This window comes from Demequina sp., assembly GCF_016278775.1.
In the GTDB taxonomy this organism is placed as follows: domain Bacteria; phylum Actinomycetota; class Actinomycetes; order Actinomycetales; family Demequinaceae; genus Demequina.
Genome location: NZ_JADQBF010000004.1, coordinates 35,007 through 60,466 on the forward strand (window position 1 = coordinate 35,007; position 25,460 = coordinate 60,466).

Here is a 25,460-nt window from a genome sequence, read left to right on the forward strand (position 1 = left end):
AGGCTCCGCATGGCTGGACCTGCAGCACCGGGGACAACACAACCCAGCCCACGTCACACTGTGACTTCGGTGGCCGCGGGCGAGCTGCGGGTGCGCTGCGGGTGCGCTACGGGCGAGCTGCGGGTGCGCTACGGGCGAGCTGCGGGGTTGCCGCGCCGACCTGGTCGCGGCCCTCGTGCCAGGAAAGGCGATCAGCCCTGGCGGTGCGCCTTGATCGCGGCGATCGCCTGCGGTATCACGTCGTTCAGGTCCCCCACCACGCCGAAGTCGGCGATCTCGAAGATGGGGGCGTCAGGGTCGATGTTCACGGCAACGATGGTGCCGGAGGCCTGCATGCCGCCCCTATGGTGCACCGCGCCGGAGATGCCGCACGCCACGTACAGGGCTGGCGTCACGGTCACGCCGGTCTGGCCCACCATGTGTTCGTGGCTGATCCAGCCTTCGTCTGTCGCGTCGCGCGAGGCACCAACTGCCCCGCCCAGCACGTCGGCGAGTTCGCGCACGAGCGTGTAGTCGCCGCCAGTGCCGCGCCCTCCAGAGACCACGACGGGCGCCTCTGACAGCGGCACGCCATCCTCGCGTTCGACGGGAGTCACCGAGACCATCGACTCGCGCACCTCAGGCAACAGCGGAATCACTGACACGACCTCGGGTGCTGCTGGCGTCTCGGCTGGCAGGGCTTGAGTGGTGTTGGGGCGCAGGGTGACGACGGCCTTGTCGGCATTGACGCGAGTGCGGACGTCCCAGGTCGCGGCGAACACGGTCTGCGTGGTTTCCACCCGGCCATTGACCATCTGCGCACCCGCGGCGTCAACCACCACGCCGGCGCCCGTCGCGAGCGCCAGTCGAGTGGCGATCTCCTTGTTGGCGAACGTCGAGACCATGAGCACCACTGAAGCGTCGGCGGTGGCCGAGCCCACAGCGGCGGCCGCAGTCACTGCATGACGTGCACCGTCGCCCACCTCCACGACGCGTACTTCTGCGGCGCCATACGCGCCCAGTCGCTCGATCTGGTCTGCGGGGGGTTGATCGCCCATCCACACCGCCACCGGGGCGCCAAGGCTGCGCGCGAGGGTGAGCGTCTCGAGCGTGGGTTGCGCGATCTCGTTGCCGCGGTGCTCCACGAGCACTGCCACCATGACGTCGGTCATGCCAGCCCCCTTTCCACGAGGAAGGCGGCCAACTGAGTGCCGCCATCCCCCTTGTCCGTCACTGTGACGCGGTTCTGGCGGGGCGGCCTCGGCGAGGCGTCGATCACGGTGGTGCGGGAGGCCATCGCCCCCACTTGGACGGGGTCCACGCCGATGTCGGAAAGCGACCACGTGGTGACCGGCTTGCTTCTGGCGGCCATGATGAGTTTGAAATTGGGGTAGCGAGGCTTGTTCGCTTCGTCGGTCACCGACACGAGCGCCGGCAGCGGGGCCGTCACGGTCTCGTGCGCATCTGCCATGTGCCGCTCGATCGTCGCGGTCCCGTCCGCCACGGTCAGGGACGACGCGAGGGTCAGTTGGGCGATGTCGAGCTCGGCCGCGAGCGCGGTCGGCAGCATCGAGGTGAGTCCGTCGAGCGCGGCCATGCCGGTGATGACAAGGTCGACAGGGCCGTCCTTCTCAATCTGGTGCACGGCAGCGGCCAGCACGCGGGCAGTCCCGAACACGTCGGAGCCCGCGATGGACTCGTCGCTCACGTGCACCGCATGGTCGACGCCCAACTGCAGCGCCTTGCGCACGGCGGCCACGGCGTCGGCGCCGCCCACCGTGACGGCGTAGACCTCGCCCTCGCCCTCTGGGAGGGACTCCCTCAGTTGCAGTGCCGCCTCGACCGCGTTCTCGTCCAGCTCGTTCATGGTGCCGTCTTCCGCTGTGCGGGTGACGGTGCCGTCGGTGAACGAGCGTTGCGATTGCAGGTCGGGGACAAACTTCACAGTGACCACGATGCGCATGGGCCAAGACTAACGGGCTCGCGCCTGCGCCTCGCCCGTCGGCCCGCTACTGCACAATGGGTCCATGGCACTTGTCCCCTCGGCGAATACGTCTCCCGTCCCCCCTTCGCCCGACCGATTCCGACTGGGAGTTCACCTGGTCGAAGGTGGGGTCTCAGTCGCGGTGACGGCTGCCCACGCGTCGGCCGTGGAGTTGTGCCTCTTCACCGACGACGTCGAGACGCGGTTCTCGCTCAACGGTCCCGACCACGGCGTGTGGCATGGGTTCGTCGCCGGGATCGAGGCTGGCCAACGGTATGGCTTCAGGGCATCGGGCCCGTGGGCACCCAAGCGCGGGCACCGGTACAACCCCGCGAAGTTGCTGATCGACCCCTATGGGCGCGGGCTCGATGGCCACGTGGCACCCATGACCGCTCCGGGGGCCAGCGCGTTGAGGTCGAATCGCGACGGGACGGACACTGCGCCGTTCACTCCGCGCTCCGTGGTGGTCGGGGATCCGCAGTCCCCCTTCCAGCACCCCAAGCCACGCACGCCGTGGCGAGACACCGTGGTGTACGAGGCGCACGTCAAGGGCTTCACCAAGACGATGCCAGGGATCCCCGAGGAGTTGCGAGGCACGTACGCGGGCCTGGCACACCCCGCCAGCATCGCGCACCTCACCGAACTGGGCGTCACCTCGGTGGAACTGCTGCCGGTACAGGCCTTCGCGTCGGAGCCTCACCTGGAAGGCCTCGGCCTGTCCAACTACTGGGGCTACTCCACGATGAACTTCTTCACGCCGCACGCGCCGTATGCGACCGAGAAGGCCCGCGCCGCTGGTCCCGACGCCGTGCGGGACGAGTTCCGCGGGATGGTTGACCTGCTGCACGCTGCCGGCATCGAGGTCATCCTCGACGTGGTCTACAACCACACCATGGAGGGCGGTTGGGGCGACCGCGTAGTGAGCTGGCGCGGCCTCGACAACTTCGCGTACTACCGCCACAGCCCCATGAACCCCCAGCACTACGACGACGTCACTGGCACCGGCAACTCTCTCGACTTCTCGCGGCCAGCGGTCATCAGGATGACCCTCGACTCGCTGCGCTACTGGACGGAGGTCATGGGCGTTGACGGGTTCCGCTTTGACCTGGCGGTCACGCTGGGCCGCACCATGAACGGATTCTCCACCGACCACCCGTTCCTCGTGGCGCTGACGACGGACCCCTCGCTCGGCGCTGCCAAACTCATCGCCGAGCCTTGGGACATCGGGCTTGGCGGCTGGCAAGTGGGCAACTTCCCCATGCCGATGACGGAGTGGAACGACCGCTTCCGCGACTATGTCCGCTCGTATTGGCTGACGTTCGGCGCAGGCAAGGTGGGCACCAGGGATCACGCCACCGCCCCCGAACTTGCCACCCGACTCGCTGGATCCGCCGACCTGTTCAGCCACACCGACCCGCACGGGATGCGCGGCCCCATGGCGTCGGTCAACTTTGTCACGGCACACGACGGCTTCACTGCCTACGACCTCACGGCGTACAACGACAAGCACAACGAGGCCAACGGCGAACACAACAGGGATGGCACCGACGACAACCGGTCGTACAACCACGGCGCGGAGGGCGAGACGGACGACGCTGAGGTGCTGGCGGCTCGCAGGCGTTCCCTGCGCAACCTCCTTGGCACGCTGCTGCTGTCGGCAGGGACGCCGATGCTCGTGGCGGGCGACGAGATGGGACGCACCCAAGGCGGCAACAACAACGCGTATTGCCAAGACAACGAGATCTCGTGGCTCGACTGGGACCTGAAGCCGTGGCAACACGAGTTGCAGGACACTGTCGCCCACCTGATCGCGCTACGCAAGAAGCACCTGGTGTTGCGCCCCGAACGGTTCTACGACGGAGTCGACGAGGATCCCCGCGATCAGAACCTGCGGGCGGATTCCGCGTGGTTCACCATCAGTGGAGAACACGAGGACGAGGACTGGTGGGAAGACCCGTCCACCCGCGTGGTGCAGTTCATGCGGTCGCTGTCCAACCCCGAAGAGGCGGACTCCCTCTTGGTGATCAACGGCTCGCGCGATAGCGCCTTCGTCACGATTCCGGACGACGACGGCGCGCTGTGGAACCTGGCGTGGGACTCCGCCTGGGAGAGCCCAGCGGAGCACACAGAGGACCTCGTGGCCCCTGGCTCCACCACCGAGATGCGCGCCATGTCGATGCGCCTGTACGTCAGCGCGGTTTAGGACGCGATTGCCCGCTCGCAGCACCCCTGCTGGCACGCGGCAGCTACCTCAAACCGTTGGTGTATTCTGAAAGTTGAACGTTAACATTGGTGCGTTTCGACCGGATGCAAGGGGGCCACACCGCGATGCTGAAGCCAGTTGTGCCGGCGAGGACGCTTGCGGAGTGGAGTCTCGCCACACGTCACGGCACACCATGACGATTCCCCCTGGCCTCGTCGAGGGTTTCACGACGCTGTACGGCACTCCCCCGACCGGCGTCTGGTCCGCTCCCGGCCGCGCCAACCTCATCGGCGAACACACGGACTACAACAACGGCCTCGTTCTCCCCTTCGCCATTGACGACAGAACGTGGTGCGCCGCTCGCGTCAATGGCACAGGCGTGGTGAGCGTCGCCAGCACGGCTCAGCCGACGCGGCACGCGGTCGCGATCGCCGACCTCGACCAAGCGCGCTTCGAAGGCTGGTCTGGCTACGCCTTGGGCGTCGCGTGGGCGCTGCACGCTTCCGGTCACGACCTGTCCCGCGCCCCCGGCGTCGACATCCTCATAGACTCCACCGTCCCCCTCGGCGCTGGCCTGTCATCGTCTGCCGCACTCGAGTCGGCCGTCGCCGTGACCCTCAACGACCTGTGGGAACTCGGTCTCGACCGGATGGCTCTCGCCAAGGCTGGGCAGCTGGCGGAGAACGGCGCGATCGGCGCCCCCACCGGGATCATGGACCAGGTCGCGTCGCTCTTCGGACAGGCCGACCACGCCGTGTTGCTCGACTGCGCCTCGTTGAGCACAAGGGCGGTGCCTCTGAGCCTGGAGCGCAGCGGTCTCGCGTTGCTGGTGATCGACTCCACGGTGAAGCATGCTCACGCGGACGGCGGCTATGCCTCGCGACGCGAGGCCTGCGAGAAGGGTGCGCGAGCGATGGGCGTGCCCTTTCTGCGGGACCTCACAGTCGCAGACCTCGCCAAGGCCGAGGCGATTCTCGACGACGAGACCTTCAGGCGGGTGCGCCACGTCGTGACGGAGAATGCGCGGGTGCTCGACACGGTCGAGACACTGGCCAGTTCTGGCCCAGAGGCCATCGGTGAGCTGTTGCTCGCTTCCCACGCCTCGATGCGGGACGACTTCGAGATCTCCGTCCCCGAGATCGACCTCGCGGTCGAGACTGCCATGGAGGCGGGCGCGGTGGGCGCGCGGCTCACCGGAGGCGGATTTGGCGGTTCGGCCGTGGCGCTCCTGCCTGCCACCCAAGTGCACAACCTGACAGAGTTGGTACATGCCGCAGCCAGCGATCGCGGGTTCGCCACACCCGCAGTGCTCATCGTGACCCCCTCTGAAGGAGCACGTCGTGATCAGTAGCCTTCGCGCCGAGCCCCCTGGAATGCAGTCGTGACCGCGTGGCTCGTCACCGGCGGCGCCGGATACATTGGCGCTCACGTGGTGTCAGCCCTTCTCGAGGCGGGCTTCGAGGCCGTGGCTTACGACAACCTGTCGACCGGCCGCACAGAGTTTGTGCCGGAAGGCGCCGCGTGGGTCGAGGGCGACATCCTTGACGCCGAGGCGCTGACATCGGCTCTTTCTGCGCACGGTTGCTCAGGAGTGATTCACTGCGCTGGCTACAAGTACGCGGGCGAGTCGGTCAAGTACCCCACCCACACCTACCTTCAAAACGTCTCCGGCACCGCCACTTTGCTCGATGCGATGGCGGCGGCCCGCGTCGGCGGCCTCGTCTTCTCGTCGTCGGCCGGGGTGTACGGAACGCCGGAGACCGAGGTCGTCACCGAAGACACTCCGTGCCGCCCTGAAAGCCCCTACGGCGAGAGCAAGCTCGTGGCCGAGTGGCTCATCCGCGACCAGGTGACAGCGACGGCCTCCTCCGACGCGCCCCTCGCGGCCACGAGCCTTCGCTACTTCAACGTCGTCGGCTCGGGACGGCCCGATATCTACGATGTCTCCCCTCACAACCTGTTTCCCAAGGTGTTCGCCACGCTCCTGCGCGGCGAGCCCGCTCGAATCAACGGAGACGACTACGCCACGCCAGACGGCACGTGCGTGCGGGACTATGTCCATGTGGCTGACCTTGCAGAAGCCCACGTGGAGGCGGCGCGCGCGTTGGACGAGGGGCGCGCCGTGGAGCCGGTCTACAACCTTGGTTCGGGGGCAGGAACCTCCGTCCGCGAGATCGTGGACGCCATGCGCGATGTCACGGGAATCACCACTGAACCCTTGATCGGTCCGCGCCGCGCTGGCGACCCGGCACGCATCGTCGCGGCAGGAGACTTGGCCGCCCGCGACCTCGCGTGGCAGACGCGGTTCACGATCGAGCAGATGGTGCGCACCGCGTGGGAGGCGCTCCCGCGGGAGTGACCTCGCGCCAGGCGTGCGCCCTGCGGCATGCACGCCAGCGTGGCAACCGCCCGCCTTGGACGCCGACACTTTCCCGAGTAGGTTCGTGACATGGAGCGAAGCCAGGAGTTGTCCGTCGGCAGGATCCCCATCGTCAATGTCCAGCCGTCCCTTGAAGAAGGACGTTGGCCAGCTCGCGCCGTCGTAGCAGAGGCCGTCCCCGTGACGGCGACAATCTTTCGCGAGGGCCACGACGCCGAGGGTGCAACCTTGGTCGTGACCGACCCAAGCGGCAAGCAGCACACCATGCCGATGCCTCAAGACGACTGGGGAAACTCGCTGTACAAGGCGGTCTTCATTCCCACTCACGAGGGCATGCACTCGTTCCGAGTGGAGGCATGGTCGGACCCTGTCGGCTCGTGGGTACACGCCGCCGAAGTGAAGATTCACGCGGGCGTTGACGTTCAACTCATGCTCGCCGAAGGCGTAGACGTCCTCACGCGCGCCAGGGACACCGTGCGCAGAGGCGCCGCGTCCAAGCAACACCTCACCGACGCGATCGCCGCGCTCACGGATGGGAAACTCGCCCCAGAGGCGCGTCTTGAAGCGGCGCTGTCCGACCAGGTGAGGCAGACGCTCGCGAAGGCGCCGCTGAGGGAGTGGGTGACCACGTCGGCGGAGTACCCGCTGCTCGTGCAACGCGAGAAGGCCCTGGTGTCGGCTTGGTACGAGATCTTCCCTCGGTCGGAAGGCGCCAAGCAAGACAAGAAGACGGGCGAGTGGACCTCCGGCACCTTTGCCACCGCGGCCAAGCGCTTGCCTGCGATCGCCGACATGGGATTCGACGTCGTCTACCTCACGCCGATTCATCCCATCGGCTCCACCCACCGCAAGGGCCGCAACAACGCGCTCGAGGCGGCGTCTGGCGACCCAGGCAGCCCCTATGCGATCGGATCGGAGGACGGCGGGCACGACGCTCTTCACCCCGACCTGGGGACGATGCGGTCATTCAAGAACTTCGTGACGCACGCCAGGGACCTAGGGCTGGAGGTCGCTCTCGACGTGGCGCTCAACGCCTCGCCCAACCACCCCTGGCTTGACGAGCACCCGGAGTGGTTCACGACTCGGGCAGACGGCACCATCGCCTATGCGGAGAACCCTCCCAAGAAGTACCAAGACATCTACCCTTTCAACTTCGACAATGACCCAGAAGGGGTCTACCACGCCTGGCGAGGCGTGTTCAAGACCTGGATCGACGCGGGCGTCACGCTGTTTCGCATCGACAACCCTCACACGAAGCCGCTGACGTTCTGGGAGCGCCTGCTCAAGGACATCGCGCAGGAGCGTCCAGACGTCATCTTCCTGGCAGAGGCGTTCACGCGCCCGGCCATGATGCACACCCTCGCCAAGATCGGGTTCCACCAGAGTTACACCTACTTCACGTGGCGCCAGACTGCAGAGGAGATGGGTGAGTACCTCGAGGAACTTGCTGGCGAATCGTCGTTCTACATGCGTCCCAACTTCTGGCCGACCACCCACGACATCCTCACCCCCGATATGCAGCGCGGAGGGCCTCCGTACTGGAAGATGCGCGCGGCACTCGCGGCCACGGGTGCGCCGTCCTACGGCATCTACACGGGTTACGAGTTTGTCGAGTCGGTGGCCAGGCCTGGCGTCGAGGAGCAAATCGATAACGAGAAGTACGAGTACAAGCCGCGCGACTGGTCGAAGGCGGATGAGCATGGAATGCAGACGCTGCTCACCACGCTCAACTCATTGAGGTCGGATCACGTGGCGTTGCGCAGACTGCGCGGACTCACCGTCCACCGCACCACCAACCCCAACATCTTGTGCTTCACCCGGCACGTGCCTGCGAACGAGTCGCCCAAGGGGCGAGCAGACACCGTCGTGGTGGTGGCGTCGTTCGATCCGCATGCAATCAACGATGCGATCGTCACTCTCGACATGAGTGCGATCAGCAAAGAAGACGACGATCCGATTCACGTCCTGGACGCGATCACCGGAGCCACCTACACCTGGGGCCGTGAGTTCTTTGTGCGCCTCGATCCCTCGCAGACCCTGGTGCACGTGGCCACGGTGCGGCCGTGAGCACGCTGGAGGAAAACTGTGACACGTGACATTGACCCGACGGCGTTGGCTGACATCCTCGCTGGCACCCACCACGAGCCGCACGCGGTTCTCGGACCACACGTCCAAGACGGCGGCGTCGTAGTAAGGGTATTGCGCCCTTTCGCCCGATCGATCATCATCGAGACGCTCGACGGCACCTTTCCCGCATCCCACGTTGAGGATGCTCTGTGGGAGGCGCAACTGCCCGGGGACGAGGTACCCGACTACCGAGTCAAGGTGACATACGACGGCGAGGAAACCGCCTCCGACGACCCGTACCGCTTTCTCCCGACCTTGGGCGAGTTGGACCTGCACTTGATCAGGGAGGGCCGTCACGAACGGCTGTGGGACGTGCTCGGTGCGCACGTCAAGACCTACCCGTCCGTCATGGGCGAGGTGCACGGCACGTCATTCAGCGTGTGGGCGCCCAACGCCAGGGCGGTGCGCGTCGTGGGCGAGTTCAACCACTGGCAAGGAGTGGGCCACTCGATGCGCTCGCTCGGATCCTCCGGCGTGTGGGAGCTCTTCATCCCAGCGGTGACGGACGGTGCGCACTACAAGTTTGAGATCCTGGGCAAGGACGGCCACTGGAAGCAGCAGGCCGACCCCATGGCACGACGCACGGAGGTGCCGCCGCACACCGCCTCAATCGTCACCGCGAGCGACTACGCCTGGAGCGACGAGACGTGGCTGGACAACCGCGCCAAGCACTCCGCGCACAACTCCCCCATGTCCGTCTACGAGGTCCATTTGGGGTCGTGGAAGCAGGGCCTCAGTTACCGCGACCTCGCCGACGAGCTCATCCCCTACGTGCGCGACATGGGCTTCACGCACCTCGAACTGCTGCCCGTCATGGAGCACCCGTTTGGCGGCTCGTGGGGCTATCAGGTGACGTCGTACTACGCCCCCACCTCACGGTTCGGCGAGCCAGACGACTTGCGGTACTTCATCGACCGCGCACACCAAGAGGGCCTCGGCGTGTTGCTCGACTGGGTCCCTGGCCACTTCCCCAAGGATGCGTGGGCATTAGGACGTTTCGATGGCAGCCCGCTGTACGAGCACCCGGACCCGCTGCGTGGTGAGCAGCCAGACTGGGGCACATTCATCTTCGACTTCGGCCGGGCGGAGGTGCGCAACTTCCTCGTGGCGAATGCCCTGTATTGGCTTCAAGAGTTCCATGCCGACGGCCTGCGCGTGGATGCCGTCGCCTCGATGCTGTATCTCGACTATTCGCGCGAAGCCGGTCAGTGGCGACCCAACATTCACGGCGGCAGGGAGAACCTCGACGCCATCGCCTTCCTGCAGGAAACCAACGCCACCGCGTACAAGAACGTGCCTGGAATTGTGATGATTGCGGAGGAGTCCACGGCGTGGCCAGGCGTGACGGCGCCGACGTCTGGGGGCGGGCTTGGCTTTGGCATCAAGTGGAACATGGGGTGGATGAACGACACCCTGCGCTACTTGGCGGAGGCTCCCATCCACCGCTCGTATCACCACCACACCGTCACGTTCTCGCTGATGTACGCGTTCTCGGAGCATTTCATGCTGCCGCTGTCCCACGACGAGGTGGTCCACGGCAAGGGCTCCCTGTACGAACGCATGCCGGGAGACCACTGGCAGAAACTGGCGGGCCTGCGTACCTTGCTCGCCTACCAGTGGTCGCACCCAGGGAAGAAGCTCATCTTCATGGGAGACGAATTCGGCCAGTCGGCGGAGTGGTCCGAGGGCCGCTCGCTCGACTGGTGGCTCACGGAGGACCCTCTCCACGACGGACTGCGGCGCCTCGTGGGCGACCTGAACGCCCTTTACCGCGCTCAGCCAGCCCTCTGGGAGCGAGACGAAGACGCGTCCGCCTTCCGGTGGATCGATGCCGACGACTCGACGCACAACGTCATCTCCTTTGTCCGCTACGCGACGGACGAGACGCCCGTGGTGGTGGCGGTGAACTTCGCCGGCACGCCTCACGAGGACTATCGGCTCGCCTTCCCGCACGCGGGCGCGTGGGACGAGGTCCTCAACACCGACGCAGAGAACTATGGCGGCTCGGGAGTGGGCAACCTGGGGCGTGTCGAAGCCGCGGCGAAACCCCACCAAGGCTACGAAGCCTCGGCCACCGTGAGGCTGCCTCCGCTCGGCGCCGTGTTCTTCACACCTGCGGCCGAATAGGCGCCGCCTAGTACAGGGCGCTCGCGAGCCGCTGGCGCGCGGAACTGACGCGCGGGTCTGTGGGCCCCACCACGTCAAACAATTCGATCAACCGTGCCCTGACGCGTTCCCTGTCAGGCCCCGCACTCGCACGCACTGCATCGATCAGGCGGTCGAACGCGTCGTCGATCATCCCCCCCAACACGTCCAGGTCAGCAACAGCGAGTTGAGCGTCAAGGTCGCTCGGGGCATCGGCCGCCGCCTTGCGCACCTGGGCGGCGTCCGCGGCGCCGCTGCGAGCGATGAGGGACACCTGTGCCTTGCCAGCGCGCGCGTCGGCGTCCTTCGGGTTCTCCTTGAGGGCCTGGTCGTAGGCCGCAACTGCCGCCTCGTAGTCCTCGCGCTCGATCGCATCGAAGGCGGCCTGGTGAAGCGGCGGGAGAGGCTTTTCTTCTGCCTCGCCCTCTTGCTCCGCACCGGGAGCCTCTCCAGAGTCGCGCACGTCCATGCCTGCCTCCTGGGCGACCTGAGCCACTTGGGAGAACACGTCGACCAACTGCCCATCGTCTGGCGTGCCCTGGAAGAGCGGCACCGGTCGACCCGCCAGGAGCGCAAGCATGGCTGGCACCGCCTGGAGTTGGAAGGCCTCAGCCAGCCCTGGCTCGGCGTCCACGTCGACGGTGACAAGGGCCACGGTGTCGCCATAGCGCGCCAAGTGCGCCACGACGCGCTCCCGCAACTCGTCGCATTGCGGCGCCGCCGCAGAGCACAGCAGCACGTAGATGGGCCGCCGAGTCGACTCCTGGAGGTACTCGCCAGCGTTGGCCTCCGTCATGGCCTGCGGCCCGGCGGCCACGCCGCCTTCCTGCCGTCCCTGCTGAGGCTTGGCCGCGAGGGCGGCGAGGTCAACAACACCGCTGAACGGGGGTAGCGAAGTCATAGCGTCCTTTCTCGGGGTGTGCGTTACGGCTTGATGGACACAAGGTGATGCTCGGCCGCCACTACTCCAGGCAACTCCTCCTGGCCGGGCGGGGGTACCGACAGCACCACGAAGTCCCGGTAGTTGTACGTGACCGTGTCCTTCGCTGTGCCTTGCAGCAACGGTGCATCACGTGCGGACAGTTTGAGGGTCGCGTCCTTGACTTTGAATGACGAGGCGATCTCGATCGGCGCGAAGATCAGCGCGCCGCCGTCGGAGGTGGCAAGCGCGAAGGTGGAGGCGAAGTCGGGTTGGACGGTGTCCACGTAGGCTCCGCTGGCCCCCTTTGCCGCCTTGGAGAGCGCTGCCCTGGCCCCGAACAGCTGTTCAGAGTAAGAGTCCGGCGCGAAGGCGGCGGCCAACTCGCTGTCTGCGCCTTGGCGCAGGTACTCAACGTAATCCTCCAGGGCCTTGCGGGGCGAAGGGTCGATGCCCTCCTCGCCGAGCGCGAGAGGCTCCGCACCGTTGATCTGTCCCGGCATGGCTGGCAACACCGCGCCAGGAATCATGTGCGCCCACGCGACCAGCCGATACGGCTGCTCGACTGACTCCTGGACCCAGAGGTAGACCACCGGAGTGAGTTCACCTTCTGGCGGTTCTGACACAGCGGCGAACATCCGCGGCCATGTCTCGGACCGCGACACGTAGATGCCCTGCATCTGTTCAGGCAAGACGGACACGGGTGCCTCCGCGACCTTGCCCGCGACGGTGTACTCGGCTCCTCTGACAAGCGCGGCATCGGCCGCGAAACGCGGTGCGAACAACTCCGGGTCCTTGGCAGCGTCCGCGGCGCTCAGCTCGGCAAACGTGGACTCAATGATGGCGGCGGCCTGAGGCTCCGTCAGCGCCGCCTCCGCCTCGAGCGAGGGGGTGGCGCCTGGCACTGGAGGCGCTGCGGCGCACCCGGCAAGCGCAAGCACGGCAACGGTCACTGCGACAACTGTGCGCCTCATGACTGGCCTCCCTTCTCGTCCTTGTCGTCTTTCTCGTCGCTCTGGTCCTTGTGGTCTTTCTCGTCGTTCTCGTCCAGGTCAACGTCGGGAAGCGTCGAACCCGCCAATCTGCGTTCGCGCCTCGAACCGGGCTTGACGTCTTCGCCCGTCGCGATGCGGGAACGCTTGGTGGTCCATGACTCGACGCGCTCCTGAAGCGGGCGCAGGTCCACGAGCGCTGACAGCACCGCGAGCAACCCGAGCGCGGTGAGGGCTGCGCCGATCCAGGTGAGGGGGCTGATCCATGCGTCATTGACCTGCCGCTCCGCGCTGATCTCAATCGCGCCAAGGTTGCTGCCATCGACGGAGTTCACGACGAAGTACTCTCCGGGCGGCACCGCTGACACCGCGACCGACACGCGGTCAACGCCCGCCCAGTTCTGCCGCCACAGGTCGCCTGATCCGTAGTCGTAGACCTCTTCCGGCGCGTCGGCCCCGGCCTCATCCGGGCTGGGCGAGGGGCTCGCCGAGGGGCTAGGCTCGGCCGACGCTGTTGGCTCGGCGCTCGCTGACGGCGAGGGCGACTCGACGTCGGCGGTGATGCGCGAGGCCGTGCGCGTCGTGAGGATGTCCCACGACTCGTAGCCGGTGATGTAGGTGGCGGAGTGCTCGCCAAGCCACGCGACCGCGTCGACTGGCCGCCCGGCGTGCGCCTCGACGCCACCGTCCGCCGTCACGGCGAGCCGCTGCAATTCGGGAAGCGCCAGCACCTCTGGGGCGAGCACGACCACCGGAGTGTCGAGAGTCGCTTGGGTAACCACGGAATGTTCGGGCCTCATGCCCTGGGCAATGAGCCCAGCGATCATCATCAGCAGCCCAAGGGCCCCCGCAATGATCGCTGTGGTGCGTAACGTCACGTCTTTTCCTCCAGTGTCCGGCGTACAGTCTAGGAGACAACGCACGAGAACCCCCAGGTGTCGCTTTGTCATGCCCAGTGGCCGCGACTAATGTGGTGTGACGCTGGGCCCAGCGATGAGGAGAACCGATGGCCGACGAGACCCTGCCCTTCCCTGTCGCCATGCGCGGCTACGACCGCGATGCAGTGACGGCGCACCTGCAAAGGCTCGAAGAGTCACTTGCGCAGGCGCAAGGAACAGCCGATCAGGCGCGCCAGGAGGCGGAACAAGCCAAGCGCGCTCTCGACGACGCCCAACGCAATCTCAAAGAGACGGACCAGCCCACCTACAAGGGCCTGGGCGCCCGCGTTGAGCACTTGTTGCGTTCGGCGGAAGAGCAGTCGGCCGATGTCATCAATCGGGCCAATACTCACGCTCAAGACACGATCGCCAGGGCAAACGTCGCCGCACAGCAGTTGCGCGCTCGCGCCGACAACGAGGTGTCGGAGATTCTGGCCCAGAGTCGACGCGAGGCTGACGAGGTCAAGGTCGCCGCCGAGAGTGCTGCGCAGTCGACCCACGAGGCCTCTGAACGCCAAGCGACAGAGACGCTCGCCAAGTCTCAGCGAGAGGCGGATCGCATCAGGTCCGTCATCGACACCGAGATCGCCGAGAAGCGCACGGGTGCCGAGCGCGAGGTGCACGCCATGCGTGCCACCGCCGAGCGTGAGATCACGGAACTCAAGGTGTCGAGCCAGCGCGAAGCCACCGAGCTGGTGGACGCGGCACGCGGCGAGGCCGAATCCACCGTGAGCAACGCTCAGGCTGAGGCGCAGCGACTGCGCGACGAGGCGGAGCAGATTCTTGTCGCGGCGCGCGAGGAGGCCGACAGGCTCTCCGTGGAGGCGGCCGACAAGTTGGCTGCGGCCGACGCCGACGCTCAGGCCACCCTGGAGCGCGCCAACGACGAGGCGACGACGCTGCAGCGCGAGGCCGCTTCAATCCGAGCCGAGGCAGACAAGCACGCCGCCTCCGCACTCGCGGCAGGTCGCCGCGAGGCCGCGCAGATCATGTCGTCCGTCCAGGCAGAGGCGGAGAGCCTCAAGGCCGAGGCCTCGCAATACCATGCGACGACCATTGCGGAGGCTGACAAGTACGAGCAGGCTACGCGCGAACAGGCCGACCGCTACTTCGCCGCGAAGGTGGGCGAGGCCGACCAGTACCACGGCTCCAAGTTGGTCGAGGCCGACCAGTACCACGCCACCACCACTGCGGACGCGGACCAGTATGACGCCGACCTGAGGGCGGCTGCGGAGCACTATGACGTGCAGATGCGCCAGCGTGCCGACAACGAGACGGCGGACCTCCGCAAGCGAGCCGACTCCGACACCAAGAAGTTGCGTGCCCAGGTGGCGGCGGAGGTCAAGGCGTTGCGCGACGAGGCCGCAGCCGAGACCGAGGCCCTGTTGAGCGACGCTCGCGGCCAGGCCAAGAGCATGATCGACTCGGCCGCCAATGAGGCCCAGCAATTGCGCTCGGAGGCCCACGCGGACGCGGAGTCAGCCAAAGAGGAGGCCCGCCGGACTCGGGAGGACCTGCAGATCGAGGTCGCTCAGCGCCGCGAGGCGGCAGAGGCGGCCCTCGCGGAACGCCACAACGCCGCGCAGGCCGAGTCGGAGGAGATGGTGGCGGACGCCAGGACCAGGGCGGACGAGGCCGAGGCGAGGCTCGCTGACGCTCTCGAGCGCGCGGAGCAGGCCCGCCGAGACGCGGAGGAGCACGCTCGCACCCTGTTGAGCAATGCACGCCACAACGCCGACGACATCGTCTCCCAGTCGCGAGAGCACGCCGAGACGATCATCTCCGAGGCCGTCACCGATGCCGAGAGGGAGCGCTCGATGGCCTCGAAGGAGGTGGAGGAACTCAACCTGCAGCGCGAGTCGATTACCAACTACCTCGATGACTTGCGGTCCTTGCTGTCATCTGACCCCGTGAATAACCTCGCGGCAGCCGCGAAGCTGGTGGACGAGCACGCCGCCGAGAATGCGGCGGATTCTTCTGAAGACAACTCCACCCAAGAGAACTGACGTGGCCGCCGATCGCGGGCAGGATGCGTTCGCTCAAGCCGCGCGGCTCGATCGGCAACGTCAGGCGGAGAGTGCTCAGGCCGCGGCGAAGGTGCGAGCCTTCGCGGCCAGCGCGAAGGCCGCGGGAATCGAGCCGACGCGGCTGACCGCTCGGCCCTATTCTGGGCGGACGACACTCAAAACCAACGTCACGGGCTGGTACATCAAGCGCGACTGCAGCGTGGGGGTGAGCGTCGACGGCGACTTCTACTTGCTGCACGCCCCTGGCGGCTGGTCGGCGAGATTCAAGGGCGTGCACCTCGAGCCGGCAGACCCTCCCCTAGAGCTTGGTCGCGGGGCGCGTGACGGCGAGTCAATGCCCATCGACAAGGCGCTCGCCATCCGGCTTGAGGCTGGCAATACCTGGCCGTAGTTGCCGCGATGGAGCTGGTGGGACCAAGCCCACTCAGGCCCTGACGACCCCGTCTATCAGGTGCGCGATCACGCCGGGCTCCTCGACGTGCACCAGGTGCCCCGCCCCTTCGACGACAGTCACGTCCACGCCAAGCGCGTGAGCCAGCGCGTCCGCCTCTTCTGCCGTGGTGAGAGAGTCATCGTCCCCCCGCACCACAAAGGCGGGAGCGTCGCACGACGCGAGCACCGCCAGCCGGTCTGGCCTGGCAGCCATGGCCCGCTGACCCCAGGCGATGCCCTCCCCCGTCTGCCGCGCCACGTTCGCCGCAACCGACGCGAGGAGGTCGCCGTCGGCGCGCGCTGCGGCGCCCAGGAGGCTCTCAGCCACCTTCTGGGGCTCGGGCGCCCGCCCGGCGGCGGCGGCCTCGTCAGCGGCCGTCAGGCGCCGCGCATGAGCCTCCTCCGTGTCGGCCCCTGCCCTGGTCCCGATGAGTCCAAGCCCTGCCACGGCGTCGGCGTGGCGTTCGAGAACCGCCATGGCGACATATCCGCCCATCGAACTGCCTACCCAGATGGCATCCCGCGAACCGGTCGTTTCGCGCAAGGCAGCCACGGCCGCGTCGGCGATCAGGGTCAGCGAGGGATCGCTGGAAGACGAGGGCATATCGCCAATGCCGGGCGGATCGAAAGTGATGATGTCACCGTCAAAGCTGTCGAGCGCCGCGAGCAGCGGCTCCCACTGTTCGCGGTCGAGCGGAAAGGCGTTCAGGAGGACCAGAGGGGTTCCGGTGGGCAGCAAGCTCATGGTGTGTCTCCAGCGGTGGCGACCGCGTTGGCGGGAACGGTGGTGGGGAGCGCCTGCGAGCCTGGTAGCACGGCAGCAAGCAGCAGGTCCAAGACGATGCGCACGTACTTCTCCCCCACCCACAGGTGCTTGGCTCCCTCGACAGGGATCACGTGTGCTTGCGTGAGCGGCGCGAAAGCCGGCACGGCGCGGTCTGGGGTAAGGAAATCATCGAACTCAGGCACGAGCACCGTGACCGGCTTCCCCGTTCGCGCCCACGCCTCAAGATGCTCGGGCCGCGCCCTGGCAAGCGGAGGCGACAGCAGTACCGCTCCTTCGACGTCGAGGTCGGCCCCATGCATGAGCGCGAGCTCGGTACCGAAGCTCCAGCCCACGAGCCAGCGACGCGGCAGCCCCCGATCGGCGGCGAACTGGACGGCCGCGCGCACGTCGGCCGCCTCACCCACACCCTCCTCGAACGCGCCCTGCGAGGTTCCGCGCGGCGAGGAAGTACCGCGGGTGTTGAACCTCAGCACCGCCACATCGGCCAGATACGGCAGCCGCCACGCGGCCTTGCGCAGCACGTGAGAGTCCATGAAGCCGCCGTGGGTGGGCAGCGGATGCAGAGTCACGAGCGTGGCGGCGATCTTTCCCGACGCGGGCAAGGCGAGCTCTCCCACCAGCGTGAGCCCATCCTCGGTGACGATTTCGATAGTCTCCCGTTTGGCGGGCAGCACCGTCATGGCGCGGATCTCGACCGAATCAGCCATGTGTCCTCCCAAAGGTCTGCCAGCAGGCCCGGTGCCAGTGCCTGCGATCCTGTCCCGCGGCATCGGCGCCAAAGAGGCCGTCCGCCGCCCACGCGACGATGTGTTCTTGAGTACCGGGAACGTCCTTGCCGCACGCGGGGCACGTGTACGTCTTGTCAGAGGGCCTGGGGATCGCGACCCAGTAGTCCTCTCCGCGAGGCCCTCGCTGACGCTGGGCTCCGAGGCCTCCGCGCACGCGGTCCACGTCCAGTTCGGGGTGGGGCTGTCCATAGGGGCGCTTGGTGGAGCGACGCTTGGACGGCATGGTTCGAGTCTACGGAACGTTTGACGACGGCGGCTCAGGGGGTCAGGCGCCGGCGCCGCACCCGAGGGGGGATGGGCGCAGCGCCGGACAGTCAATAGGACAGCGGGGGCGTATCTACCAGCGACTCTAGTGCGTCGAGTGGGGTGAGTGCGCGGTTGCGAATGGTCTCCTGGTACCAGTATGCGGAGTCCTTCCACGTGCGTGCCTGCGACGCGTAGTCGACCCTCAAGAGACCAAAACGCTTCGAGTAGCCGTAGGCCCACTCGAAGTTGTCCATGAGGCTCCACGCCATGTAGCCACGCACATCCGCGCCCTCTTCACGGGCCATGAGCAGCGCCCCCATGTGATCGTGGAGGTACGTGTAGCGGTCGACGTCGCGGATGCGGCCGTCTTCGCTCACCTCGTCGGGCCACGAGGCGCCGTTCTCGGTCACGATCATGGGTAGGCCCATGTCGCGGTGCATGCGCATCAGGTGCGCGTGGAAACCGCTCGGATCGACGTTCCAGCCCATCGTGGTGCGCTTGCCGATCAACGGCATGAACTCGGCGTCGTCCGCGCCTGGCCAGCAACGGTGGATGGTGGACTTGTGACCGTCCTCGCCAGACAACAGATGTGGCCCGTCGTTGAAGCGGACCATGTGGCTCGAATAGTAGTTGACACCCAACAGGTCCAAGGTGCCCTTGATCGCGTCCAGGTCTCCTTCGTGCACGAAGGACCAGTCGGTGATATCCGACGTGGATTCCAGGAGGATCGACGGGTACTCCCCCGCTGTGTAGGGGTCCATGAAGATGCGGTTGGCGAGCGCGTCGATCTTCTGAGCAACCGCCACGTCGCGCGGGTCGGCGACGTTCCACGGCCTCGGCAGGTGTGAGTTCAACACGATGCTTACCTGAGCGTCGGGGTGAACCTCCTTGATGGCCTTGTAGGCGAGACCGTGGGCGAGGTTGAGATGGTGAGCTGCGGCCAGCGAAGCGGCCGGCTCGCTGCGCCCTGGGGCGTGGGCGCCGGAGGAGTACCCCAGGAACGCGGTGCACCACGGCTCGTTGAAGGTGGTCCAGTAGGTGACGCGGTCCTTGAACTCCTCGACCGTGCGCTTGGCGTACTCGACAAAGCGGTCGACGATCGCGCGGTCCGGCCAGCCACCCGCGTCTTCAAGCGGCTGAGGCAAGTCCCAGTGGTACAGCGTGACGAGGGGCTCGATGCCGTACTTCTCAAGTTCGTCGAGGATGCGGTGATAGAACGCGAACCCCTCTTCGTTGAAGTCGCCGTCGCCCGTGGGGCGGATGCGCGGCCAGGCCATGGAGAACCGGTAGGCCGTGAGGCCGATCTCGGCCATGGCCTTGATGTCCTCCGCGTACTTGTGGAAGTGGTCGCACGCCACATCGCCGCTGTCGCCGCCCAGGGTGCGCCCCTGGGCGTGCGCGAAAGTATCCCAAATGCTCGGGAGTCTGCCGCCCTCGCGGGCGCCTCCCTCGATCTGGTAGGACGCCGTGGATGCGCCAAAGAAGAAGCCGTCTGGAAACTCGGAGGAAGACATGGCGAGCAGTCTACCCGAAACGTTTCGATTCCCGGAAGGTTGGGCGTCGCGCGGGGCCGATGCACGTGTGAGGAGGGGCTAGAACAGCCGCGCGGAGCCGTCATCGACACCGCGCATTTCGTTGTAGTCAAGCACCAAGCAGCGGATGCCCCTGTCTTCCGCTAACACTCGAGCCTGGGGCTTGATCTCCTGCGCAGCGAACACCCCCACCACGGGCGACAGCAGCGGATCGCGGTTGAGCAATTCGAGGTAGCGGGTGAGTTGCTCGACGCCGTCGATGTCACCCCTGCGCTTGATCTCCACGGCGACCGCACGGCCCGTCGCATCGCGAGCAAGGATGTCGACCGGGCCGATGGCTGTGGGGAACTCGCGCCTCACGAGGGTGTGGCCCGATCCCAGCAGACCCACTTGCTCGGCGAGCAGCTCCTGAAGGTGCGCCTCGACGCCATCCTTGACGAGCCCCGGATCGACACCGAGCTCATGCTCGGTGTCCGCAAAGATCGCGAAGAGCTCGATCTCGAGACGGTCGTCCGTCTTGTCGTGCTGCACGATCCAGCGCGCCATCGGCGCCTCCGCGTCCTCGGAAGCCGCCGCCTCGAGCGTCTCGATCCGCAAGGTGCATGGCGGGCTCATCCAGTTGAGCGGCTTGTAGGAGCCGCCGTCAGAATGCAGCAGAACAGAGCCGTCTGCCTTGACCATGATGGCCCGTGTGGCCACGGGCAAGTGAGCGTTGAGCCGACCCGAGTACCGGGCCGCGCAACGCGCAATGACGACGCGCACGGCCCTGCGCGCTAACCCTCGTCGGCGGGTTCGGCCACGATCGTGATCATGTCGTGGTCGAACGAGAGGAACCCCCCGCCGATGTCAACCAGGCGATCCTCACCGCTGTCCTGCACAATCTTCACCACGCCGGGGCCGAGTACCGCCAGGATGGGCTCGTGCCCGGGCAGCAGCCCGATCGACCCCTCCGCGGCGGGGGCAGAGACGAAGGTCGCCTCGCCCTTCCACAGCACGCGGTCGGGTGCGACGATGTCGACGTTGAGCGCCATGACCTAACTGCTCTCCTTCTGGATGCGCGCCCAGTTCTTGTCGAGGTCTTCGAGACCACCGATGTTGAAGAACGCCTGCTCGGAGATGTCGTCGTACTTGCCCTCCGTGATGCCCTTGAACGCCGTGACCGTCTCGTCGAGGGACACGGTGGAGCCCTCCACGCCGGTGAACTGCGTGGCCATGTAGGTGTTCTGCGACAGGAACTGCTGGATCTTGCGGGCCCTCGCCACGATGACCTTGTCCTCTTCCGACAACTCATCGACACCAAGGATCGCGATGATGTCCTGCAGCTCCTTGTTGCGCTGAAGGATCGACTTCACCGAGTTCGCCACGTCGTAGTGTTCCTGTCCTACGTAGCGCGGGTCCAGGATGCGCGACGTCGACGCCAACGGATCCACGGCAGGGTACAGCCCTCGCGAGGCGATCTCGCGGCTGAGTTCCGTGGTCGCGTCGAGGTGCGCAAACGTGGTGGCGGGAGCAGGGTCCGTGTAGTCGTCGGCCGGCACATAGATGGCCTGCAGCGAGGTAATCGAGTGGCCGCGCGTCGAGGTGATGCGCTCCTGCAATTGACCCATCTCGTCGGCCAGGTTGGGCTGATAGCCCACTGCGGAAGGCATGCGGCCCAGCAGGGTCGAGACCTCGGAACCCGCCTGCGTGAAGCGGAAGATGTTGTCGATGAACAGCAGCACGTCCTGCTTCTGGACGTCGCGGAAGTACTCCGCCATCGTCAGCGCGGAGAGGGCGACGCGCAGGCGGGTGCCCGGCGGCTCGTCCATTTGCCCGAACACGAGCGCCGTCTGCTTGATGACGCCAGACTCCGTCATCTCCTCGATGAGGTCGTTGCCCTCTCGGGTACGCTCCCCCACGCCTGCGAACACGGACACGCCGTTGTGGTTGTTGGCAACGCGGTAGATCATCTCTTGGATCAGCACCGTCTTGCCAACTCCGGCGCCGCCGAACAGGCCGATCTTTCCACCCATGACGTACGGAGTGAGCAGGTCGATGACCTTGATTCCAGTCTCGAACATCTGAGTCTTGGACTCGAGCTGGTCGAAGGCCGGGGGGTTGCGGTGGATGGGCCAGCGCTCGGTGATCTCGACCTTCTCGCCCTCCTTGCCGTTCAGCAACTCGCCCGTGACGTTCCACACGTGGCCGGTGGTGACATCGCCCACCGGTACGGAGATCGGTTCGCCGGTGTCGACTACCTTGGCGCCACGGACGAGGCCGTCGGTGGGCTTGAGCGCGATGGCGCGCACCATGTTGTCGCCGAGGTACTGGGCCACCTCCAGTGTCATGTGCAGGATGCCATCACCCTCGCTCTGACCCTGCGCGGACAAGTCGATCTCGGTGGTGAGCGCGTTGTACATGCCCGGCAAGGCGTCGGCCGGGAACTCGATGTCCACAACAGGGCCGATGACGCGCGCGACTCGGCCGATCACGCCACCCTCGGCTGCAGGCGTGTTCTTGGCCGGGGTCTTCTTGGCGGTCGTCTTCTTCGCCGGGGCCTTCGACGCGGTCTTGGCGGTGGGAGTCATGGTTACTCTCTTCCGGTCACGAGGCGGCGAGCGCGTCAGCGCCCGACACAATCTCGCTGATTTCCTGGGTGATCTCGGACTGGCGCGCCGAGTTGGCGAGCCTCGTGTATTGACGAACGATGTCTTCCGCATTCGACACGGCCGTGTTCATAGCGGACTGACGGTTGGCAAGTTCGGACGCCGCCGCCTGGAGCAGGCAGTTGTAGATGCGGGACTCGATGTAGCGCGGGAGCAAGGAATCGAGTACCTCCTCTGCGTTGGGCTCGAACTCGTACAGTGGCTCTGTCTCATCCCCAGCCTCTGCCACTCCCTCGACGATCTCGAGGGGAAGCATCCGCACCACGTGCGGCTCTTGGCTCACCATGGAGGTGAAGTGGGTGTACACCACGTGCAGCTCGGAGACCCCGCCCTCGTCAGCCGGCGCAAGGAAGGCCCTCAACAATTCCTGAGCAATCTCATTGGCCACGGCGTGCGTCGGCCCGTCGGAGTCTCCTGTCCAGCTCCCGGCTAGCTCACGGTGACGGAAGGTGTAGTACGAGACACCGCGCCGCCCGGCCGCGTACTGGACGACCTCTTTGCCTGCGGCCTCAAGGCGTTCGCGAGAGCGCTCCGCGGCTCTCAGGGCGTTTGCTGAGTATGCGCCAGCCATCCCCCTGTCGGACGTGATGACCAGCAAGGCGACGCGCTCGGTGTCGTCTCGCTCGCTCGTAAGCGGATGCTCGACGTCTGAATGGTTTGCGACGGCGGAGATGGCACGCGTGATGGCGCGCGAATAGGGCGCAGCGGCTGTCACCCGGTCGCGTGCCTTTCCAATGCGCGACGCAGCAATCAACTCCATAGCGCGGAAGATCTTCTTCAGCGACTGAGTCGACTTGATGCGCGCCTTGTAAACGCGTTGCTGGCCTGCCACGGGCTACTTCTTCTTCCTTGTGACGATCTGCTCCTGCTCGACCTCTGTCTCGCTACCGCCCTCGATGCTCGCGTCTGTGGTGAGCTCCGCGTTGGCGGACTCCAAGAACGTCTCGACAAAACTGTCGACGGCCGTGTGCAACTCGGCCTCGTCCTCCTCAGACAGCTTGCCCGTGCCAGCGATGTGGTCCATGACCTTGCTGGATTGGCGCAAGTGGTCGATCAGTTCGCGCTCGAAGCGCATCACGTCGCTCAACGCGACCTTGTCGAGCTTGCCCTTGGTGCCTGCCCAAATGGACACCACCTGCTCCTCGATGGGGTACGGCGAGTATTGGGGCTGCTTGAGCAACTCCATGAGGCGCGCGCCACGGGTCAACTGCTGACGCGAGGCCGCATCAAGGTCGGAGGCAAACATGGCGAACGCCTCGAGCGAGCGGTACTGCGCGAGGTCGATCTTGAGCGTTCCAGACACGCCCTTCATGGCCTTGATCTGCGCCGCGCCGCCGACGCGAGACACCGAGATACCCACGTCGATGGCCGGGCGCTGGTTGGCGTTGAAGAGGTCCGACTGCAAGAAGATCTGGCCGTCAGTGATCGAGATGACGTTGGTGGGGATGTAGGCCGAGACGTCGTTCGCCTTGGTCTCGATAATGGGAAGTCCCGTCATCGAGCCCGCGCCCATGTCATCCGACAACTTCGCGCAACGCTCCAGCAGGCGGGAGTGCAGGTAGAAGACGTCGCCAGGGTAGGCCTCGCGGCCCGGCGGGCGGCGCAGCAGGAGCGACACGGCGCGGTACGCCTCCGCCTGCTTCGACAGGTCATCGAAGATGATCAGCACGTGCTTGCCGCCGTACATCCAGTGCTGGCCGATCGCAGACCCGGTGTAGGGGGCCAGGTACTTGAAGCCCGCAGGGTCGGATGCGGGAGACGCGATGATCGTCGTGTACTGCATGGCGCCAGCGTCCTCAAGCGCGCCGCGCACCGCGGCAATCGTCGAGCCCTTCTGCCCGATGGCGACGTAGATGCACCGCACCTGCTTGGCAGGGTCGCCCGAGTCCCAGTTGGCCTTCTGGTTGATGATCGTGTCGATGGCGATCGCGGTCTTGCCCGTCTGCCGGTCGCCGATGATGAGCTGGCGCTGACCGCGACCGATAGGAATCATGGCGTCAATGGCCTTGAGGCCGGTCTGCAACGGCTCGTGGACGGACTTGCGGGCCATCACGCCTGGGGCCTGGAGTTCGAGCGCGCGGCGGCCCTCCGTCTTGAGTTCGCCCAGGCCGTCGATGGCGTTGCCAAGCGGGTCCACCACGCGGCCGAGGTAGCCGTCGCCGACCTCAACGGACAGCACCTCGCCGGTGCGCTGCACGCTTTGACCCTCTTCGATCCCCGTGAACTCCCCCAGCACCACCACGCCGATCGAGCGCACGTCCAGGTTGAGGGCGAGGCCCAGGGTGCCGTCCTCGAAGCGCAACAGCTCGTTGGCCATCACGCCTGGCAGGCCTTCTACCTGTGCAATGCCGTCGGCCGCGAGGGTCACGGTGCCGACCTCTTCTGTCTTCGTGCCCTGAGGCTCAAATGAGTTCACGTGAGCGTCGAGCGCGGCCCTGATCTCGTCGGGGCTGATCGTCAACTCGGCCATGTATTTCTCTCCTGTCGATACCGCTGGGAAGGCGGAAGTCTTGGCGTCAGCTGTTAGCCGACAAGTCGTCGTCGTGCGTCGGCCAGGCGGGCAACGATCGTGCCATCGACCACCTCGGAACCGACCTGGACCTTGATGCCGCCCAACACCTCTGGGTCGACTGCCACGTTCACCTGAATCTCGTGACCGTACGCCTCCTTGAGGAGTCCGGCCAGGCGGGTGCGTTGTGCTGCGCTCAGTTCGACGGCTGCCGTCACGCGAGCCACCAACCGCTCGCGACGCTCGGCCGCTGCCTGCACAAGTTCACGCACAGCACTCAACACGCGGGTCTCGCGCGGCGCGGCAACCTTGCGCTCAAGCAGGGCAAGAGTGGTGGGGACCACCTTGGAGCCCATCACGTCCCTGAGGAGCGCGACACGGTGGGCGGCGTCTGTGGAGCGGTCCCCGAGCGCGGTGAGGAGGCTCCTGTGTGCCATCAGCTCACGCTCGACTCGGAACAGCTCTTCCTCCACCTGGTGAAGGGTGCCCTCCGCCTCTGCATGCGCCAAGAGGGCGAGCGACCCGGCATCCTCGATCGATTGAGTGAGGTCGCCCTCTTCTGACCACCGCGCCCTGACAAGGTCGGCCACCACGGTGCGCACGCGCTCGTCGTAGGACGCGAAGAGCGTGCCCACCAGCGTGGCCTTGTCATCGGCGGCACGCGAGGGATCGGTGAGCGCGCGTCGCAGTGAGCCAGAACCGTCGAGAGTGTCGACAACGGCGAACAGCTCACGCGCGAGCAGTGCGCCGTCCTTGCCCGCGGCAGATGCCACCGGGTCAAAGGCGCGCAGCGCCGTGTCGCGTGCGTTCTGGCTGGTTCCCTTCAT

Annotated in this window: 22 protein-coding genes; 7 read left to right on the forward strand and 15 right to left on the reverse strand. The window is 66.3% G+C overall.

The features are described from left to right. Nucleotides 1-191 precede the first annotated feature (191 nt). Both QZZ33_RS00430 and QZZ33_RS00435 read right to left on the reverse strand, forming a co-directional pair. Entirely contained in the window at nucleotides 192-1,151 is a 960-nt protein-coding gene (locus QZZ33_RS00430; protein WP_291377493.1) for an electron transfer flavoprotein subunit alpha/FixB family protein, read from the reverse strand. Continuing rightward, nucleotides 1,148-1,942, reverse strand: coding sequence for an electron transfer flavoprotein subunit beta/FixA family protein (locus tag QZZ33_RS00435; protein ID WP_291377494.1), 795 nt, complete (start codon nucleotides 1,940-1,942; stop codon nucleotides 1,148-1,150). Before QZZ33_RS00435 ends, QZZ33_RS00430 begins: the two co-directional genes overlap by 4 nt. A 64-nt stretch (nucleotides 1,943-2,006) precedes the next feature. Here QZZ33_RS00435 and glgX point away from each other — a divergent pair, with 64 nt between their 5' ends. The 5 genes from glgX to glgB all read left to right on the forward strand — a co-directional run bounded on the left by glgX (nucleotide 2,007) and on the right by glgB (nucleotide 10,800). Next, nucleotides 2,007-4,166 carry a glycogen debranching protein GlgX gene (glgX, locus tag QZZ33_RS00440; RefSeq protein WP_291377495.1) on the forward strand — a complete coding sequence of 720 codons (2,160 nt, stop codon included), beginning with the start codon at nucleotides 2,007-2,009 and terminating at the stop codon, nucleotides 4,164-4,166. Between the two features lie 193 nt (nucleotides 4,167-4,359). Continuing rightward, complete coding sequence (gene galK / locus QZZ33_RS00445) at nucleotides 4,360-5,517, forward strand: galactokinase (protein WP_291377496.1); 1,158 nt, start codon at nucleotides 4,360-4,362, stop codon at nucleotides 5,515-5,517. Between the two features lie 30 nt (nucleotides 5,518-5,547). Beyond that, nucleotides 5,548-6,525 carry a UDP-glucose 4-epimerase GalE gene (gene galE / locus QZZ33_RS00450; RefSeq protein WP_291377497.1) on the forward strand — a complete coding sequence of 326 codons (978 nt, stop codon included), beginning with the start codon at nucleotides 5,548-5,550 and terminating at the stop codon, nucleotides 6,523-6,525. Nucleotides 6,526-6,615: 90 nt separating this feature from the next. Continuing rightward, entirely contained in the window at nucleotides 6,616-8,613 is a 1,998-nt protein-coding gene (locus tag QZZ33_RS00455) for an alpha-1,4-glucan--maltose-1-phosphate maltosyltransferase (RefSeq protein WP_291377498.1), read from the forward strand. Between the two features lie 18 nt (nucleotides 8,614-8,631). Continuing rightward, nucleotides 8,632-10,800 carry a 1,4-alpha-glucan branching protein GlgB gene (glgB, locus tag QZZ33_RS00460; protein ID WP_291377499.1) on the forward strand — a complete coding sequence of 723 codons (2,169 nt, stop codon included), beginning with the start codon at nucleotides 8,632-8,634 and terminating at the stop codon, nucleotides 10,798-10,800. A gap of 7 nt (nucleotides 10,801-10,807) precedes the next feature. On the opposite strand, the gene QZZ33_RS00465 is transcribed toward glgB, so the two are convergent. Genes QZZ33_RS00465 through QZZ33_RS00475 form a run of 3 tightly spaced genes read right to left on the reverse strand, consistent with a single transcriptional unit; the run spans nucleotide 10,808 to nucleotide 13,607 of the window. Continuing rightward, nucleotides 10,808-11,719 carry a tetratricopeptide repeat protein gene (locus tag QZZ33_RS00465; protein ID WP_291377500.1) on the reverse strand — a complete coding sequence of 304 codons (912 nt, stop codon included), beginning with the start codon at nucleotides 11,717-11,719 and terminating at the stop codon, nucleotides 10,808-10,810. A gap of 23 nt (nucleotides 11,720-11,742) precedes the next feature. Then, the gene (locus tag QZZ33_RS00470; RefSeq protein WP_291377501.1) at nucleotides 11,743-12,711 is read right to left on the reverse strand and encodes a hypothetical protein; all 969 of its coding nucleotides are present in this window, start codon (nucleotides 12,709-12,711) and stop codon (nucleotides 11,743-11,745) included. Beyond that, entirely contained in the window at nucleotides 12,708-13,607 is a 900-nt protein-coding gene (locus QZZ33_RS00475) for a hypothetical protein (RefSeq protein WP_291377502.1), read from the reverse strand. Before QZZ33_RS00475 ends, QZZ33_RS00470 begins: the two co-directional genes overlap by 4 nt. Nucleotides 13,608-13,735: 128 nt before the next feature. On the opposite strand from QZZ33_RS00475, the gene QZZ33_RS00480 reads away from it, so the two are divergent. Beyond that, a complete protein-coding gene (locus QZZ33_RS00480) occupies nucleotides 13,736-15,673 on the forward strand; it encodes a hypothetical protein (RefSeq protein ID WP_291377503.1) in 1,938 nt (645 codons plus the stop codon). Nucleotide 15,674: 1 nt separating this feature from the next. Next, the gene (locus QZZ33_RS00485) at nucleotides 15,675-16,085 is read left to right on the forward strand and encodes a hypothetical protein (RefSeq protein WP_291377504.1); all 411 of its coding nucleotides are present in this window, start codon (nucleotides 15,675-15,677) and stop codon (nucleotides 16,083-16,085) included. A gap of 33 nt (nucleotides 16,086-16,118) precedes the next feature. Here QZZ33_RS00485 and QZZ33_RS00490 read toward each other — a convergent pair whose 3' ends face one another. The 10 genes from QZZ33_RS00490 to QZZ33_RS00535 form a co-directional block, all read right to left on the reverse strand. Beyond that, a complete protein-coding gene (locus QZZ33_RS00490; protein WP_291377505.1) occupies nucleotides 16,119-16,871 on the reverse strand; it encodes an alpha/beta hydrolase in 753 nt (250 codons plus the stop codon). Continuing rightward, the gene (locus QZZ33_RS00495; protein WP_291377506.1) at nucleotides 16,868-17,620 is read right to left on the reverse strand and encodes an alpha/beta fold hydrolase; all 753 of its coding nucleotides are present in this window, start codon (nucleotides 17,618-17,620) and stop codon (nucleotides 16,868-16,870) included. Before QZZ33_RS00495 ends, QZZ33_RS00490 begins: the two co-directional genes overlap by 4 nt. After that, complete coding sequence (locus QZZ33_RS00500; RefSeq protein ID WP_291377507.1) at nucleotides 17,613-17,924, reverse strand: hypothetical protein; 312 nt, start codon at nucleotides 17,922-17,924, stop codon at nucleotides 17,613-17,615. The genes QZZ33_RS00495 and QZZ33_RS00500 overlap by 8 nt, the downstream gene beginning before the upstream one ends. Nucleotides 17,925-18,015: 91 nt before the next feature. Continuing rightward, the gene (locus QZZ33_RS00505) at nucleotides 18,016-19,461 is read right to left on the reverse strand and encodes a GH1 family beta-glucosidase (protein ID WP_291377508.1); all 1,446 of its coding nucleotides are present in this window, start codon (nucleotides 19,459-19,461) and stop codon (nucleotides 18,016-18,018) included. A gap of 78 nt (nucleotides 19,462-19,539) precedes the next feature. Next, a complete protein-coding gene (gene nucS, locus QZZ33_RS00510; protein WP_291377509.1) occupies nucleotides 19,540-20,241 on the reverse strand; it encodes an endonuclease NucS in 702 nt (233 codons plus the stop codon). Between the two features lie 11 nt (nucleotides 20,242-20,252). Next, the gene (locus QZZ33_RS00515) at nucleotides 20,253-20,510 is read right to left on the reverse strand and encodes a F0F1 ATP synthase subunit epsilon (protein ID WP_291377510.1); all 258 of its coding nucleotides are present in this window, start codon (nucleotides 20,508-20,510) and stop codon (nucleotides 20,253-20,255) included. 3 nt (nucleotides 20,511-20,513) lie between these two features. Continuing rightward, nucleotides 20,514-22,046 carry a F0F1 ATP synthase subunit beta gene (gene atpD / locus QZZ33_RS00520; RefSeq protein ID WP_291377511.1) on the reverse strand — a complete coding sequence of 511 codons (1,533 nt, stop codon included), beginning with the start codon at nucleotides 22,044-22,046 and terminating at the stop codon, nucleotides 20,514-20,516. 16 nt (nucleotides 22,047-22,062) lie between these two features. Further along, entirely contained in the window at nucleotides 22,063-22,956 is an 894-nt protein-coding gene (locus tag QZZ33_RS00525) for a F0F1 ATP synthase subunit gamma (protein WP_291377512.1), read from the reverse strand. A gap of 3 nt (nucleotides 22,957-22,959) precedes the next feature. Further along, on the reverse strand, nucleotides 22,960-24,594 hold the full coding sequence (atpA, locus tag QZZ33_RS00530) for a F0F1 ATP synthase subunit alpha (protein WP_291377513.1): 1,635 nt from the start codon (nucleotides 24,592-24,594) through the stop codon (nucleotides 22,960-22,962). Between the two features lie 53 nt (nucleotides 24,595-24,647). Continuing rightward, nucleotides 24,648-25,460 carry a F0F1 ATP synthase subunit delta gene (locus QZZ33_RS00535; RefSeq protein WP_291377514.1) on the reverse strand — a complete coding sequence of 271 codons (813 nt, stop codon included), beginning with the start codon at nucleotides 25,458-25,460 and terminating at the stop codon, nucleotides 24,648-24,650.

Coding starts and splice junctions, on each gene's coding strand:
- QZZ33_RS00495 (WP_291377506.1), bottom strand. CDS start 17,620: ATGGCTGATTCGGTCGAGATCCGCGCCATGACGGTGCTGCCCGCCAAA.
- QZZ33_RS00490 (WP_291377505.1), bottom strand. CDS start 16,871: ATGAGCTTGCTGCCCACCGGAACCCCTCTGGTCCTCCTGAACGCCTTT.
- atpA (WP_291377513.1), bottom strand. CDS start 24,594: ATGGCCGAGTTGACGATCAGCCCCGACGAGATCAGGGCCGCGCTCGAC.
- QZZ33_RS00505 (WP_291377508.1), bottom strand. CDS start 19,461: ATGTCTTCCTCCGAGTTTCCAGACGGCTTCTTCTTTGGCGCATCCACG.
- QZZ33_RS00430 (WP_291377493.1), bottom strand. CDS start 1,151: ATGACCGACGTCATGGTGGCAGTGCTCGTGGAGCACCGCGGCAACGAG.
- atpD (WP_291377511.1), bottom strand. CDS start 22,046: ATGACTCCCACCGCCAAGACCGCGTCGAAGGCCCCGGCGAAGAAGACG.
- QZZ33_RS00470 (WP_291377501.1), bottom strand. CDS start 12,711: ATGAGGCGCACAGTTGTCGCAGTGACCGTTGCCGTGCTTGCGCTTGCC.
- QZZ33_RS00465 (WP_291377500.1), bottom strand. CDS start 11,719: ATGACTTCGCTACCCCCGTTCAGCGGTGTTGTTGACCTCGCCGCCCTC.
- QZZ33_RS00535 (WP_291377514.1), bottom strand. CDS start 25,460: ATGAAGGGAACCAGCCAGAACGCACGCGACACGGCGCTGCGCGCCTTT.
- QZZ33_RS00515 (WP_291377510.1), bottom strand. CDS start 20,510: ATGGCGCTCAACGTCGACATCGTCGCACCCGACCGCGTGCTGTGGAAG.
- glgX (WP_291377495.1), top strand. CDS start 2,007: ATGGCACTTGTCCCCTCGGCGAATACGTCTCCCGTCCCCCCTTCGCCC.
- QZZ33_RS00455 (WP_291377498.1), top strand. CDS start 6,616: ATGGAGCGAAGCCAGGAGTTGTCCGTCGGCAGGATCCCCATCGTCAAT.
- QZZ33_RS00500 (WP_291377507.1), bottom strand. CDS start 17,924: ATGCCGTCCAAGCGTCGCTCCACCAAGCGCCCCTATGGACAGCCCCAC.
- galK (WP_291377496.1), top strand. CDS start 4,360: ATGACGATTCCCCCTGGCCTCGTCGAGGGTTTCACGACGCTGTACGGC.
- QZZ33_RS00480 (WP_291377503.1), top strand. CDS start 13,736: ATGGCCGACGAGACCCTGCCCTTCCCTGTCGCCATGCGCGGCTACGAC.
- QZZ33_RS00435 (WP_291377494.1), bottom strand. CDS start 1,942: ATGCGCATCGTGGTCACTGTGAAGTTTGTCCCCGACCTGCAATCGCAA.